General features: G+C 72.5%; 13 protein-coding genes and 1 tRNA gene. 12 read left to right on the top strand and 2 right to left on the bottom strand.

The window, feature by feature from the left end; genetic code table 11:
- Positions 1-1,009 precede the first annotated feature (1,009 nt).
- The gene (glgP, locus tag ABLM29_RS10435; RefSeq protein ID WP_349714040.1) at positions 1,010-3,634 is read left to right on the top strand and encodes an alpha-glucan family phosphorylase; all 2,625 of its coding nucleotides are present in this window, start codon (positions 1,010-1,012) and stop codon (positions 3,632-3,634) included.
- A gap of 152 nt (positions 3,635-3,786) precedes the next feature.
- Here glgP and glgX read toward each other — a convergent pair whose 3' ends face one another.
- Positions 3,787-5,991, bottom strand: coding sequence for a glycogen debranching protein GlgX (glgX, locus tag ABLM29_RS10440; RefSeq protein ID WP_349714041.1), 2,205 nt, complete (start codon positions 5,989-5,991; stop codon positions 3,787-3,789).
- 82 nt (positions 5,992-6,073) lie between these two features.
- Between glgX and ABLM29_RS10445 the strand changes: the two genes are divergently transcribed.
- The 4 genes from ABLM29_RS10445 (at position 6,074) to ABLM29_RS10460 (ending at position 9,895) form a co-directional block, all read left to right on the top strand.
- Positions 6,074-6,568, top strand: coding sequence for a hypothetical protein (locus ABLM29_RS10445; protein ID WP_349714042.1), 495 nt, complete (start codon positions 6,074-6,076; stop codon positions 6,566-6,568).
- Positions 6,569-6,779: 211 nt separating this feature from the next.
- Entirely contained in the window at positions 6,780-7,553 is a 774-nt protein-coding gene (locus ABLM29_RS10450; RefSeq protein WP_349714043.1) for an electron transfer flavoprotein subunit beta/FixA family protein, read from the top strand.
- A 13-nt stretch (positions 7,554-7,566) separates the two neighbouring features.
- The gene (locus ABLM29_RS10455) at positions 7,567-8,520 is read left to right on the top strand and encodes an electron transfer flavoprotein subunit alpha/FixB family protein (RefSeq protein WP_349714045.1); all 954 of its coding nucleotides are present in this window, start codon (positions 7,567-7,569) and stop codon (positions 8,518-8,520) included.
- A gap of 124 nt (positions 8,521-8,644) precedes the next feature.
- Complete coding sequence (locus tag ABLM29_RS10460; protein ID WP_349714046.1) at positions 8,645-9,895, top strand: glutamate-5-semialdehyde dehydrogenase; 1,251 nt, start codon at positions 8,645-8,647, stop codon at positions 9,893-9,895.
- Here ABLM29_RS10460 and ABLM29_RS10465 read toward each other — a convergent pair.
- Entirely contained in the window at positions 9,801-10,616 is an 816-nt protein-coding gene (locus ABLM29_RS10465) for a DMT family transporter (protein ID WP_349714048.1), read from the bottom strand. The two genes, ABLM29_RS10460 and ABLM29_RS10465, sit on opposite strands and share 95 nt — an antisense overlap.
- 247 nt (positions 10,617-10,863) lie before the next feature.
- Between ABLM29_RS10465 and ABLM29_RS10470 the strand changes: the two genes are divergently transcribed.
- The 7 genes from ABLM29_RS10470 to ABLM29_RS10500 all read left to right on the top strand — a co-directional run bounded on the left by ABLM29_RS10470 (position 10,864) and on the right by ABLM29_RS10500 (position 14,260).
- Positions 10,864-11,529, top strand: a complete 666-nt coding sequence (locus ABLM29_RS10470; protein ID WP_349714049.1) for a CDP-alcohol phosphatidyltransferase family protein — start codon at positions 10,864-10,866, stop codon at positions 11,527-11,529.
- Complete coding sequence (locus ABLM29_RS10475; RefSeq protein ID WP_349714050.1) at positions 11,526-11,990, top strand: VTT domain-containing protein; 465 nt, start codon at positions 11,526-11,528, stop codon at positions 11,988-11,990. The genes ABLM29_RS10470 and ABLM29_RS10475 overlap by 4 nt, the downstream gene beginning before the upstream one ends.
- Positions 11,991-12,062: 72 nt before the next feature.
- Complete coding sequence (locus ABLM29_RS10480; protein ID WP_349714051.1) at positions 12,063-12,221, top strand: hypothetical protein; 159 nt, start codon at positions 12,063-12,065, stop codon at positions 12,219-12,221.
- A 35-nt stretch (positions 12,222-12,256) separates the two neighbouring features.
- Positions 12,257-12,904 carry a nicotinate-nucleotide adenylyltransferase gene (nadD, locus tag ABLM29_RS10485; protein ID WP_349714052.1) on the top strand — a complete coding sequence of 216 codons (648 nt, stop codon included), beginning with the start codon at positions 12,257-12,259 and terminating at the stop codon, positions 12,902-12,904.
- Positions 12,901-13,296, top strand: a complete 396-nt coding sequence (rsfS, locus tag ABLM29_RS10490) for a ribosome silencing factor (protein ID WP_349714053.1) — start codon at positions 12,901-12,903, stop codon at positions 13,294-13,296. Before nadD ends, rsfS begins: the two co-directional genes overlap by 4 nt.
- 3 nt (positions 13,297-13,299) lie before the next feature.
- Positions 13,300-13,905 (top strand): histidine phosphatase family protein, encoded by a 606-nt coding sequence (locus ABLM29_RS10495; protein WP_349714054.1) that lies wholly within the window; start codon positions 13,300-13,302, stop codon positions 13,903-13,905.
- Between the two features lie 282 nt (positions 13,906-14,187).
- A tRNA-Ala gene (locus ABLM29_RS10500) sits at positions 14,188-14,260 on the top strand.
- Positions 14,261-14,455: the final 195 nt, after the last annotated feature.

Below are 14,455 nucleotides of genomic sequence, written 5' to 3' on the forward strand. Positions count from 1 at the left end.
TCGACCTGAAATCACGAGCGGGCTACCAGTCAGCCAACCCCCGCGGTAGGAAAGTGTCCGCGATGTCTTGAGACATATGTGTCCGCGATGTCCCGAGACACAACACATCGGGATATGGGGGTGTGGGGCACACGACCGGGTGGCGGGGCCGGTGGGGCGGCCCGGTGGGAGGGTCGTGTGGCTGAGGCATCGGGATACCGGGGCGTGGGGCACACGACCCCGCCCACGCGAAGCCACGACCAGCCCACGCCCGGAACCACCGGGGTCTCGCCCCCGGAACCACCGAACTAACGGCTGTTTGCCGCGGAGAACGCGCGGCGAGCACGCGAAGGGAGCGAAGCGACCGGAGCGGACGAGCCGGGCTTCTCCGCGTGCAGCCGCCGTAGGCCGCCAGACCACCTGGACCACTGCGGCGGCCGACTGCGCGCGCGGCAGCGCGTCGAGCGAAGCGAAGACGAGCTCGCGCCCCGGAAAAACAGGATTGACGGCTGCCTACCGCGGAGAACGCGCGGCGAGAACGCGAAGGGAGCGAAGCGACCGGAGCGGACGAGCCGGGCTTCTCCGCGTGCAGCCGCCGTAGGCCGCCAGACCACCTGGACCACTGCGGCGGCCGACTGCGCGCGCGGCAGCGCGTCGAGCGAAGCGAAGACGAGCTCGCGCCCCGGAACAACAGGATTGACGGCTGCGTACCGCGGAGAACGCACGGCGAGCACGCGAAGGGAGCGAAGCGACCGGAGCGGACGAGCCGGGCTTCTCCGCGTACAGCCGCCGCAGGCCGCCAGGCCACCGCAACCACGGAATTGCTCGACTGCGCGCGCGGCAGCGCGTCGAGCGAAGCGAAGACGAGCTCGCGCCATCCAACATGGCCACGGGCGAGGAAGCCCCCATGACTCCTCCTCGCCCGTGGTGTCCCCTCAACGCGACACCGGGCCACGGTGTTACGGCCTCGCAGCAAGAAGGTGGCACGAACCGTCTTTTAACGATCCAGAAGGGGCGCTAAGTTCGCTCCATGCGCGCGATCCGCCGTTTCACGGTCCGCCCTGTCCTGCCCGTCGAGCTGGCGCCCCTCGGCGAGCTCGCCGCCAACCTGCGCTGGTCCTGGCACCCACCGACCCAGGCGCTCTTCGAGGAGGTCGATCCGGATCTGTGGGCCGACGGGCACGACCCTGTCGGCCTGCTCGGCGGCGTCGGCAGCGAGCGGTGGGCCGAGCTGGCCGCGGACGCCGGCTTCGTCGACCGGGTCGCCCGGGTGCGGGCGGACCTGGAGGCGTACCTGACCGAGGACCGGTGGTTCCAGAAGGTCAGCGCCGCCGAGACCGGGACGCCGTGGCCGACGACGGTCGCGTACTTCTCCCCGGAGTTCGGGATCACGTCGGTGCTGCCGCAGTACTCCGGTGGCCTGGGCATCCTCGCCGGCGACCACCTCAAGGCGGCCAGCGACCTCGGCGTCCCGATCGTGGGCGTGGGCCTGCTCTACCGGCACGGCTACTTCAAGCAGTCGCTGTCCCGCGAGGGGTGGCAGCTGGAGTCCTACCCGGTGCTCGACCCCGACGAGCTGCCGATCGCGCCGCTGCGCGAGGCCGACGGCTCGGTGGCGACGATCGTGCTGGGCATGCCCGGCGGGCCGGACCTGCTGGCCCGGATCTGGGTGGCGCAGGTCGGCCGGGTCCCGCTGCTGATGCTGGACACCGACGTCGACGGCAACCCCGACCACTACATCGAGATCACCGACCGGCTGTACGGCGGCACCAGCGAGCACCGGCTGCGCCAGGAGCTGCTGCTCGGCGTCGGGGGCGTGCGCGCGCTGCGCGTCTGGTCGCGGATCACCGGCGCGCCGGCCCCGGACGTCTTCCACACCAACGAGGGCCACGCCGGCTTCCTCGGCATCGAGCGGATCCGCGAGCTGACCGCCGACGGGGGACCCGGCCTCACCTTCGACGAGGCGGTCGAGGTCGGCCGCGGCTCGACCGTCTTCACCACCCACACCCCGGTGCCCGCCGGCATCGACCGGTTCCCGCGCTCGCTGATCGAGCAGTACCTGGACGCGTCCGGCGGCGCCACCCCGGGCGTGCCCACCGGCCGCGTGCTGGCGCTCGGCGCCGAGGACTACGAGGGCGGCGACCCGGGCGTCTTCAACATGGCGGTGATGGGGTTCCGGCTCGCCCAGCGCCTCAACGGCGTCTCCCTGCTCCACGGCGAGGTCAGCCGTGGCATGTTCAACGGCCTGTGGCCGGCGTTCGACACCGAGGAGGTGCCGATCACGTCGATCACCAACGGCGTGCACGCGCCCACCTGGGTGCACCCGGAGGTGTTCGCGATGGCGGCCGCGTACGGCGCGCCGGCCGACCCGACCGAGGTCGGCTCCACCGAGGACACGGAGGCCTACTGGGCGGCGGTGGACAAGGTGCCGGGAACCGAGGTCTGGGCGACGAAGCGCCGGCTGCGCGAGCACCTGGTGGCCGACGCGCGCCGCCGGCTGCGCCGCTCCTGGGAGAAGCGCGGCGCCACGCCGGCGGAGGTCGGCTGGATCGACGAGGCGCTCGACCCCGACGTGCTCACCATCGGCTTCGCTCGCCGGGTGCCGTCGTACAAGCGGCTGACGCTGATGCTGCGCGACCCCGAGCGGCTCAAGGCGCTGCTGCTGCACCCGCACCGGCCGGTGCAGCTGGTGATCGCGGGCAAGGCGCACCCGGCCGACGACGGCGGCAAGCGCCTGATCCAGGAGCTGGTCCGGTTCGCCGACGAGGCGGACGTGCGGCACCGGATCGTGTTCCTGCCCAACTACGACATCGCGCTGGCCCAGCCGCTCTACCCCGGCTGCGACGTGTGGCTGAACAACCCGCTGCGCCCCTACGAGGCGTGCGGCACCTCGGGGATGAAGGCGGCGCTGAACGGCGGGCTCAACCTGTCGATCCTCGACGGCTGGTGGGACGAGTGGTACGAGCCCGAGTTCGGCTGGGCGATCCCGTCGGCGGACGCGCCCGGCGTGGCGGGCGACCCCGACCGGCGCGACGACCTGGAGGCCGCCGCGCTCTACGACCTGATCGAGCACGATGTGGCGCCGCGCTTCTACGAGCGCGACGCCGACGGCGTTCCGGTGCGCTGGGTGGAGATGCTGCGCCACACCTGGAAGGAGCTCGGCCCCAAGGTGCTGGCGACCCGGATGGTCGGCGACTACGTGCGCCGGCTCTACGGACCGGCCGCCGGCGTCGGCCGGATCCTGGACACCCCGGACGACGGCTACCGCGCCGCGCGGGACCTGGCCGAGTGGAAGGCCCGCGTGCGCGGCGCCTGGCCGGCGGTGCGGGTGGAGCACGTGGAGTCGCGGGGGCTGGCCGACGTGACCGAGGTCGGCCACTCGCTGGCGGTGCGCTGCTACGTCGCGCTGGGGGAGCTGGCTCCCTCCGACGTCGAGGTCCAGCTCGTGTACGGCCGGGTCGACGCCGAGGACGTGCTGGAGGGGGCGAGCGTGATCACGCTCGACCTGGTCGAGTCCTACGACGGCAACCGGCACCGGTACGACGGGGAGGTCGAGCTGACCCGCAGCGGACCGTTCGGCTACACGGTGCGGGTGGTGCCGAGGCACGACCTGCTGATCGCGCCCGCCGAGCTGGGCGTGGTCGCCACCGCCTGACGCCCCGCCGCTGGTTGAGGTGCGAGCGAAGCGAGCCTCGAAACCGAGGCACTGTGGCGGTGGTGGTTTCGAGGCTCGTCGCTAGCGCTCCTCGCACCTCAACCACCGGCTGGCTCGTCGCTAGCGCTCCTCGCACCTCAACCACCGGCAGGCTAGAGCTCCTGGAGCACGACCACGCTGCGCCCGCCGATGCGCAGGCTCTCCCCGGCGCTGACCTCGGTCCCGCACTCGAGGTCGGGGTCGGTGGAGAGGGCGACGGTGCCGCGCGCCACCCAGTCGTTGTCGGGCAGGAAGAGCTTCACCGGGTCCGGCCCGGCGTGGTACCAGAGCAGGAACGACGAGTCGACCTGCTGCTCGCCGTGCGGGCCGGGGGCGCGCAGCGGACGCCCCGAGAGGAACATCCCCAGCGTCTGCAGCCCGCGGTCGTGCCAGTCCTCGGGCGTCATCTCCCGCCCGGTCGGGTGCAGCCAGGCCAGGTCCTTGGGGCCGTCGACGATGGTCGGCCGCCCCTCGAACCAGTGCCGCTGCCGCAGGGCGCGGTGCTCGCGGCGCAGCCGCAGCGCGGCGCGGGTGAGCTCGTAGACGTCCAGCCACGCCTCGGGCTCGCCGTCCTCGCCGGCGTCGGCCTGCCAGCGCACCCAGGAGATCTCGTTGTCCTGGCAGTAGGCGTTGTTGTTGCCGCCCTGCGTGCGCCCGCGCTCGTCGCCGGCGGTCAGCATCGGCACCCCGTTGGAGAGGCAGAGCGTGGCCATCAGGTTGGCGGCCTGGCGCCGCCGCAGCGCGACGATCTCCTCGTCGTCGGTCTCGCCCTCGACGCCGTGGTTCCAGGAGCGGTTGTTGTCCGAGCCGTCCCGGTTCTCCTCGCCGTTGGCCTCGTTGTGCTTGTGGTCGTAGGAGACCAGGTCGCGGACCGTGAAGCCGTCGTGGGCGGTGATGAAGTTGACCGAGTTGTAGGCGGAGCGGCCGTCGTCGGCGTACAGGTCGGAGGAGCCGGCGAGGCGGGTGGCCACCGAGTGCAGCCCGCTGGACTGCCCGCGCCAGAAGTCGCGGATGGTGTCGCGGTACTGGTCGTTCCACTCCACCCAGGGCGGCGGCATCCGGCCGACCAGGTAGCCGTCCATCGAGGCGTCCCAGGGCTCGGCGATGAGCTTCACGTGCCGCAGCACCGGGTCCTGGCCGATGGCGATCAGCAGCCGGCAGGCCATGTCGATGCCGGCGCCGGTGTCGTCGCCGGTGCGGCTCAGTGCCGACATCAGGTCGAACCGGAACCCGTCGACGTGCATCTCGGTGACCCAGTAGCGCAGCGAGTCCAGGATCAGCCGCAGCGCCAGCGGGTCCTCGGAGTCGACCGTGTTGCCGCAGCCGGTGACGTCCCAGTAGGTGTCGTCGAACGGGCCGAGCAGCGGGTCGGTGTCGTCGACCGTGGTCGGCCCGCCGTTGGGCGGCACCCGCCGGTAGAAGCCGCGGTCGTCGAAGCCGCGGAAGCTGATCGAGGGGCCGTCCGGGCCGGCCTCGGCGGTGTGGTTGTAGACGACGTCGAGGATGACCTCGAGCCCGGCGCGGTGCAGGTCCTTGACCATCTGCTTGAACTCGCGCACCTGCTCGCCGCGCTCGCCCGAGGAGCTGTAGGAGGCGTCGGGGGCGAAGTAGGAGATCGAGTTGTAGCCCCAGTAGTTGCCCAGGCCCCGCTCGGTCAGCGCCGGCTCGGAGAAGAACTGGTGCACGGGCAGCAGCTCGACGGCGCTCACCCCGAGGTCCTTGAGGTACTCGGTCACCGCCGGGTGCCCGAGCGCGGCGTAGGTGCCGCGGATCTCCTCGGGGATGCGGTCGTGCAGCTGGGTGAAGCCCTTGACGTGCAGCTCGTAGATGACGGTGTCGCGCCAGCGGGTCTTCATCGGCGCGTCGCCCTCCCAGTCGAAGGAGGGGTCGACCACGACGCTGCGCGCGGTGGCCTCGGCGGAGTCCAGGGTGCTCGGCTGCGAGCGGTCCTTCGCGTCGTGGGCGAGGAGCGCGGGGCCGGGGGTGATCGTCCCCGCGACCGCGTGGCCGTAGGGGTCCAGCAGCAGCTTGTTCGGGTTGAACCGCAGGCCGTGGGCGGGCGCCCAGGTGCCGTCGACGCGGTAGCCGTAGCGGTCGCCGGGCCGGACGCCCGGGACGGCGCCGTGCCAGATGCCGAGGGACTGCTCGGTCAGCGGCAGCCGGCGCTCGCCGCCGTGGTCGTCGAAGAGGCACAGCCAGACGGCCTCGGCGCGCGGCGCGTAGACCGCGAAGTTGGTCGCCTCCTCGGTCCAGGTCGCACCGAGCGGCCAGTTGCGGCCCGGCCAGGTGGGCGCCTGCTCCCCGAGTGTCTGCCACATGCCTGGAGTCACCGCGTCATTGTGCCCCGCGGGTCGTGAGCCCCGTGGGGTTCGACCGCCATCCGGGTGTTTCCCGCGGGTGATGCAGGGCACACTGTCGGGCAGTGGCCTGCTCCACGCCGGCGCGCCGGCGTACTCCACCGAAAGCGACGGACCCGCGATGAAGGACAAGACCCCGGCCGACTCCAGCGCCGACTCCAGCGCCCACTCCAGCGCCCACTCCAGCGCCGGCCCCGGCGCCGACGCCCGCCAGTCCCGGGCCCTGGCCGTCGCCAGGTTCCGCTCGGCCGTGGCGCGTGTGGTGTGGAGCGCCTGCCTGGTGATCGCCCTGGTGCTCGCGTGTGCCGCGTTCAGCTACGCCTTCGACGCGAACGGGGACAACGCGCTGGTCCGGACGGTGCGCGACCTGGCGGATGTCTTCGACCTCGGGCTGTTCGACCTGGGCAACCCGGTCTGGGCCTCCGCCGACCCGGACCGCGACGAGGCGCTGGTGAAGACCGCGCTGGCCAACTACGGCGCCGCCGCGCTCGCCTACCTCGTCGTCGGCCGGGTGCTGGAGCGCCTGATCCGCCCGTGACGGCGCGTGCCGGCGGAGACCTCGCGCCCGGCAGGCGAAATGAGAGCGTGTGAGGTAGCCCACTTGGGACCGGTTTCATCCCGTTAACCGCGGAGGGTAGCCTGCCCAACGCCGTCCAACCCAGGGCCACACGCCTCCGATGCGGGGGCGCCAGAGTGCACAGGAAGAGGAAGGGGCCGTTCCGGCCACAACCATGAACATTGTCGTCTGTGTGAAGTACGTTCCCGACGCCACCGCCGACCGGCGGTTCGAGTCGGACAACACCGTTGACCGCGTCGGCGTCGACGGTCTGCTGTCGGAGCTCGACGAGTACGCCGTCGAGCAGGCCCTCCAGCTGAAGGAGAAGCGCGCCGACGAGGAGATCACCGTCACCGCGCTGACCATCGGTCCGGAGAAGGCCGTCGACGCGGTCCGCAAGGCCCTGCAGATGGGTGCCGACTCCGCGGTCCACGTGCAGGACGACGCGATCGCCGGCTCCGACGCCGTCGCGACCTCGCTGGTGCTGGCCAAGGCGATCGAGAAGATCGGCCAGCCCGACGTCGTGATGTGCGGCATGGCCTCCACCGACGCCGGCATGTCGGTCGTCCCGGCGATGCTCGCCGAGCGCCTCGGCCTGCCCCAGGTGACCATGGCCGCGGTCGTGGAGACCCAGGGCAACCAGGTCCGGATCAAGCGTGACGGCGACACCGCCACCGAGGTCGTCGGCGGCACCATGCCGCTGGTCATCTCGGTCACCGACCAGTCCGGCGAGGCCCGCTACCCCTCCTTCAAGGGCATCATGGCGGCGAAGAAGAAGCCGCTGGAGACCTACACGCTCGCGGACCTCGGCGTGGACGCCGGCCAGGTCGGCCTCTCGGTGGCGTGGTCCGCCGTCGAGGACACCGCCGCCCGCCCGCCGCGCACCGCCGGCGAGATCGTCAAGGACGAGGACGGCTCGGGCGCCACGGCGCTGGTCGAGTTCCTCGCCTCGAAGAAGTTCATCTGAGGAGCCACGAGACATGTCTGAAGTTCTGGTTCTCGTCGACCACGTCGACGGTGCGATCCGCAAGCCCACCCTCGAGCTGCTCGCCATCGCCAAGCGTCTCGGTTCCCCCTCGGCCGTCTTCATCGGCGGTGCCGACAAGGCCGCCGCGGCCGCGGAGACCCTCAAGGGCTACGGCGCGGACAAGATCTACACGGTCGACGACACCGAGGTGAAGGGCTACCTGGTGGCGCCCAAGGCCGAGGTGCTGCAGCAGGTGGCCGCCCAGGCCTCGCCGGCCGCGATCCTGATCCCGTCCTCCGCCGAGGGCAAGGAGATCGCCGGTCGTCTCGCGATCAAGCTGGGCTCCGGCCTGATCACCGACGCCGTGGACGTCGCCGAGGGTGGCGTGACCACCCAGTCGGTGTTCGCGGGCAACTTCACGGTGACCGCGAAGGTCACCCAGGGCACCCCGATCATCACGGTCAAGCCGAACGCGGCCGCCCCCGAGGAGGGCGCCGGCGCCGGTGCGGTCGAGGCGTTCGCCGCGACCATCTCCGACGCCGCGAAGGGCGCCCAGATCGTAGCGTCGCAGCCGCGCCAGGCGACCGGCCGCCCCGAGCTGACCGAGGCCGCGATCGTGGTCTCCGGTGGTCGTGGCACCGGCGGCGACTTCACCGCCGTCGAGGCGCTCGCCGACTCGCTCGGTGCCGCCGTGGGCGCCTCGCGCGCCGCGGTCGACTCCGGCTGGAAGCCGCACACCTTCCAGGTCGGCCAGACCGGCAAGGTCGTCTCGCCGCAGCTCTACGTCGCCAACGGCATCTCCGGTGCCATCCAGCACCGGGCCGGCATGCAGACCTCGAAGACGATCGTCGCGGTCAACAAGGACGAGGAGGCGCCGATGTTCGAGCTCGTCGACTTCGGCGTCGTCGGCGACCTGCACACCGTGCTGCCCGCCGCCACCGCGGAGATCGAGAAGCGCAAGGGCTGAGCCCGACCCGCAGCGACGACAGCGCCCCGCCCGGACTCCTCCGGGCGGGGCGCTGCGTCGTACGGGCCGCGGACCGGGCTGAGACGTCACCGGGCGGCCGCGGCGCCGCCACTAGTCTGGACGGGTGAGCATCGCCGACGAGGTCATCGACGCCGCCCGCGCCGCGCGGGTCGCCAGCCGCCAGCTCGGGCTCGCCACCCGGGCCACCAAGGACGCCGCGCTGCACGCGATGGCCGACGCCCTGCTGGCCCGCTCCGCCGAGGTGCTGGAGGGCAACGCCGGGGACGTCGAGGCGGCCGAGCAGGGCGGTACGCCGCCCAACATCATCGACCGGCTGCGGCTGACGCCGGAGCGCCTCGAGGGCATGGCCCAGGGGCTGCGCGACGTGGCCGGGCTGGCCGACCCGGTGGGCGAGGTGGTCCGCGGCGGCGTGCTCGCCAACGGCCTGGAGCTGCGCCAGGTCCGGGTGCCGTTCGGCGTCGTCGGGATGATCTACGAGGCGCGCCCCAACGTGACCGCCGACGCCGCCGGGATCTGCCTCAAGTCGGGCAACGCCGTGCTGCTGCGCGGCAGCTCGTCGGCGCGCCGCAGCAACGCGGCGATCGTGACGGTGCTCCGCGACGCCGTCGCCGCTGCCGGCCTGCCCGCCGACGTCGTCCAGCTGGTCCCCGGCGACACCCACGACTCGGTCAAGGCGCTGATGCGCGCCCGCGGGTTCGTCGACGTGCTGATCCCGCGCGGCGGCGCCGGCCTGATCCGGTCGGTGGTCGAGGAGAGCACCGTGCCGGTGATCGAGACCGGCGTCGGCAACTGCCACGTCTACGTCGACCGCGCCGCCGACCTGGAGAAGGCGCTGGCGATCGTGGTGAACGCCAAGACCCACCGCACCTCGGTCTGCAACGCGGCCGAGTCGCTGCTGGTGCACGCCGACGTCGCCGGCGCCTTCCTCCCGCGCGTCGTGGCCGCCCTCCAGGAGGCCGGGGTGACGCTGCACGGAGACGCCGCGTTCGGCGCCTACGACGGCGTCGAGCCGGCCACCGACGAGGACTGGGCCACCGAGTACCTCTCGCTCGACATCGCCGCCCGTGTCGTCGACGACCTCGACCAGGCGCTGGAGCACATCCGCACCTGGTCCAGCCAGCACAGCGACGCGATCGTCACCGAGGACCAGGGTGCGGCCCGCCGGTTCGTGGCCGAGGTCGACTCCGCCGCGGTGCTGGTCAACGCCTCGACCCGGTTCACCGACGGCGGCGAGTTCGGCTTCGGCGCCGAGATCGGGATCAGCACCCAGAAGCTGCACGCGCGGGGGCCGATGGGACTGCCCGAGATGACGTCGACGAAGTACGTCGTGGTCGGGGACGGTCACATCCGCTGAGCACCCACACCCCGCGCAGCACGACCGCGAGGGCGACCGCCGCCACCGCGAGCGAGGCCGGGGACGCGGTCAGGCGCTCGCCCAGCACGAGGTAGCCGAAGCCGAGCGTGAGCAGGCAGTTGACCACGTTGAGCACCGGCATCGAGGCGGCCAGCCCGGCGGTGCGGTAGGCGACCTGGTTGACCGCCAGGCCGCCGACCCCGCAGCAGACCAGCGCGTAGGGGTACCACTGCAGCGCCAGGCCGGCGGCGCCGTGGCCGGGCTCGGCCAGCCACGTGGCGACGACCTCGACCAGCACCGCCATCAGCCCGAACAGCAGGCCCGAGGAGGCGCCGAGGACCGCGGCGCGGGTCGCCGGTCGGCGTACCCGGCCGGAGGCGGTGAGGGCCAGCACGGCCGCGCCCGCGCCCAGCGCGACCGCGGGCGCGAGGGTGCCCGGGGTGGGGCCGGCGCCCTGCTCGGGGGCGGTGACCAGGAGCAGCACGGCGAGCGCGGCGACGGTGGCCAGCGCGGCGAGCAGGTCCGAGGGTGCCGTGCGCGCGCCGGCGAGCGCCGTGCTGAGGGGGAGCGCGGCGACGATGCCGACGATCACGACCGGCTGCACCACGGCGATCGGGCCGTGCTGGAGCGCCAGCGCGTGCCAGGTGAACCCGACCGGCCCGAGCGCGAGCGCGGCCAGCCAGAGCGGCCGCCGGACGAGCGCCCGGAGAAGCCCGGCCACCGAGCCTTGGGGGTTCGCATGTGGGGGGCTGGTGGCCGGGCCGGGCCCCGAGAAGGACGCCGTGTGTGCCACGTGGTGCTGCACCGCGGTGGACAGCGCTGTGGTCAGGGCGCTCGCGGCAGCAAAGGCGACGGCGAGCCAGGGCACGCTGTGACGCTACGGTAGCCGGATGGCCGCGAGGTGAACCCGAGGGGCCCGTTGGGGGTGGGTTCGCGGGCTCGTCACGGCCCCGCGATAGGTTGCGCGCATGGCAGGCTCCCCGGACCGGATCATGGCCGATCCCAGCAGCGAACGACTCCTCACCGGGGCGACGGCGATCACCTTCGTGCGGACGCTGGTCACCCTGGTGCTCTCGCTGTGGGCGGCGCACGAGGGGAGCCTGGCGCTGCTCGTCGCCGGCGTGCTCGTCTACTGGGTCGGCGACACCCTCGACGGTGAGTGGGCGCGCCGGTTCGACTGCGAGACCCGCATCGGCGCGGTCGTGGACATGATGTGCGACCGGATCAGCTGCGCGGCGTTCTACCTCGGCCTGGTCTGGCTGGAGCCCTCCGGCTTCTTCAGCGACGAGCCGATGACGTGGATCGCGCTCCCGGTCGGGGTCTACCTGTTCGAGTTCATGGTCATCGACATGTACCTGTCGCTGGCCTTCCTGGCGTGGCCGATCCGCAGCCCCAACTACTTCTACGTCGTCGACCGCCGGATCTACCTGTGGAACTGGTCCCGGCTGGGCAAGGCCGCCAACTCCGGCCTGTTCGCGGTGCTGCTGCTGGTCACCGGGTGGGTGTGGCTCGGCCTGGTGATCGCGTTGGCCCTGCTCGCGCTCAAGCTCGTCTCGCTGGGCTGGCTGCTCAAGCTCGGGCTGCCCGTCCCGACCGCCCCGGTGGCGCTCCCGGCGGGGACCGCGGCGCGATGATCGTCTGGCTGACGACGTTCGCCTTCAGCATCGCGTCGGCCCTCCTCCCGTTCCTGCCCATCGAGATCTACATCCTCGGTGCCGGCGCCACGACCGTCGCCAGCCCGGCCGAGGCGCTCTGGCTCGGCATCGCCGCCGGCGCCGGGGCGACCGTCGGCAAGGTCGTCTGGTACGAGGCCGCGCGCCTCGGCGTCGACTCCGCCTGGGCGCAGCGCAAGCTCTCCTCGCCCAAGGTCCGGGACGGCTACCAGCGCTGGGTCGACCGCACCCACGGCCGCCCCTGGTACGCCGCCGGCGTCATGTTCCTCGCCGCGTCGGCCGGCATCCCGCCGCTGCTGGTGATGTCCGCGGTGGGCGGGATCCTGAAGATGTCGATGTGGGTCTTCCTGCCGACCGTCTTCCTCGGCCGCACCCTGCGGTTCACGCTGCTCTTCCTCGGCGTCGACTTCGCGATCCACTGAGTCGGGTCCACCCGCGGGGCGGAGGCGCGCCCCGGCTCCGCGCCGGGCGGCGGTTTCGATAGGATCCCGCCCATGCTGATCAACCAGACCGCGCTCGCTCTCGTCCAGGCCGCCGAGGAGCACGCCGAGGGCGGGCTCAACCCGTGGGTCGTCGGCGGCGGCGCGCTCGGCATCCTCCTCCTGCTGCTGGTCGGCCTGCTGGCCTTCGCCGGCGGTCGGGAGCACAGCTGACCGCACAGGGTGGTGCCGCACCGGATGGGGCCGCCGTGACCGCGGCGGCCGCACCTCGGCGGCGTCCCCGGATCGGTGTCATGGGCGGCACCTTCGACCCGATCCACCACGGCCACCTCGTCGCCGCCTCGGAGGTGCAGGGCTGGTTCGACCTCGACGAGGTCGTCTTCGTGCCCACCGGCCAGCCGTGGCAGAAGGCCGACCGCGAGGTCTCGCCGGCCGAGCACCGCTACCTGATGACGGTGATCGCGACCGCGGCCAACCCGCGGTTCACCGTCAGCCGCGTCGACATCGACCGGCACGGGCCGACCTACACCACGGACACGCTGCGGGACCTGCGCGCCGAGCGCCCCGACGCGGACCTGTTCTTCATCACCGGCGCGGACGCGCTGACCGACATCTTCAGCTGGCGCGACCACGACGAGCTCTTCGAGCTCGCGCACTTCGTCGGCTGCACCCGGCCCGGGGCGGAGATGGATCCGTCCACGCTCTCGGCGCTGCCGGGGGACCGGGTGACCATGCTCGAGGTGCCCGCGCTGGCCATCTCGTCCACCGACTGCCGCGCCCGGCAGTCCCAGGGGCAGCCCATCTGGTACCTGGTGCCGGACGGGGTCGTCCAGTACATCACCAAGCACCGGCTCTACCGCACCGACGCGGACGAGCCGTCGTCAGGAGAAGCATGACCGCCACCGACCACGCCGTCGGACTCATCCGCGTCGCGGCCCTCGCCGCCGCCGACAAGCTCGCCACCGACCCGGTGGCCTTCGACGTCAGCGAGCAGCTGGCCATCACCGACGCCTTCCTGCTGGTCTCCGGCGCCAACGACCGCCAGGTCAACGCCATCGTCGACGAGGTCGAGGACAAGCTCCGCGAGGCCGGCGCCAAGCCGATCCGCCGCGAGGGGGAGCGCGACGGCCGCTGGGTGCTGCTGGACTACGGTGACATCGTCGTCCACGTGCAGCACACCGAGGAGCGGCAGTTCTACGCGCTCGAGCGCCTCTGGCGCGACTGCCCCGTGATCGAGCTGCCGGCCGAGGTGCACGCCCCGCACGGCCCGGGCCCGGCCAAGGCCTGACGCGTGCCGCGCCGCCTCGTCCTGCTCCGGCACGGCCAGACGTCCTGGAACGCCGGCCTGCGGATCCAGGGGCAGCTCGACGCGCCGCTGAACGACACCGGGCGGCTGCAGGCCAAGGCCGTGGCGCCGGTGATCGCCTCGCTCGGCCCCGCGACCCTCTGGTCCTCGGACCTCTCGCGGGCCCGCGACACCGCGCAGGCCGTGGCGGACGAGACCGGGCTGTCGCCGTCGTACGACGCGCGGCTGCGGGAGTTCCACCTGGGGGAGCGCGAGGGGATGACCCACGCCGAGTACCGGGAGCAGGACCCCGCAGGCTTCGCCCGCTTCAAGACCGGCGACTGGTCGCACGTGGTGGGCGCCGAGTCCGCCGCCGCGGTGGCCGCGCGGTACGTGGCCGCGCTGCGTGATCTGGCCGCGTTGCTCGGCGCGGGCGAGACGGGGGTCGTCGTCTCCCACGGCGCCGCCACCCGCACCGGCATCGTCGCCTTCCTCGGCTGGCCGATGGAGCTGGCCGGCGAGCTGCGGGGGATGGAGAACTGCGGGTACGCCGTGCTCGAGGAGCGTGGCGTCGGTGGGTGGCGGCTGGCGGCGTACAACCGGACGGCGTAGGCGTCGGCTTGGCGCGGGTCGTGTGCCTGACGCCCCGTCATAGGTGGGTCTCAGGCACACGACCCCACTCACGGTCGGTCGGTCGCGGCTTGTGTGCCTGAGGGCCCGGTATGGCGATGCCTCAGGCACACGACCCCACTCACGCCACACCCCGGGGCGGCGGCCGGCGCGCGTGGACCGGCCGGAGGGCGGCCCGCGCGATCCGGGGTGGCCCCCGATTTCGTCGTTCAGATTCGGTGTTGCTAATGTTCTTCTCGTCGCCCGGTGAGGGAGGCAAAGCAAGGGGCTGTGGCGCAGCTGGTAGCGCATCTGCATGGCATGCAGAGGGTCAGGGGTTCGAGTCCCCTCAGCTCCACATAACACCAGGTCAACGGCCACTTCCGGATCATTCGGAAGTGGCCGTTGGGCATTTGTTGGACACTTGTTCCTCCGCCGGGCCCTGCGGTCTCGATCGGCCTCGGCTGTCCTGACGGGCGCGTCTGCCCGGATTCACTGCCGCGCGGCATCGTCGACGGCAGCGCCATGGAAGCCAGATGCCTCGGCCATCCGC

The sequence above is a fragment of the Nocardioides sp. YIM 152588 genome, from assembly GCF_040191335.1.
In the GTDB taxonomy this organism is placed as follows: Bacteria; Actinomycetota; Actinomycetes; order Propionibacteriales; family Nocardioidaceae; genus Nocardioides.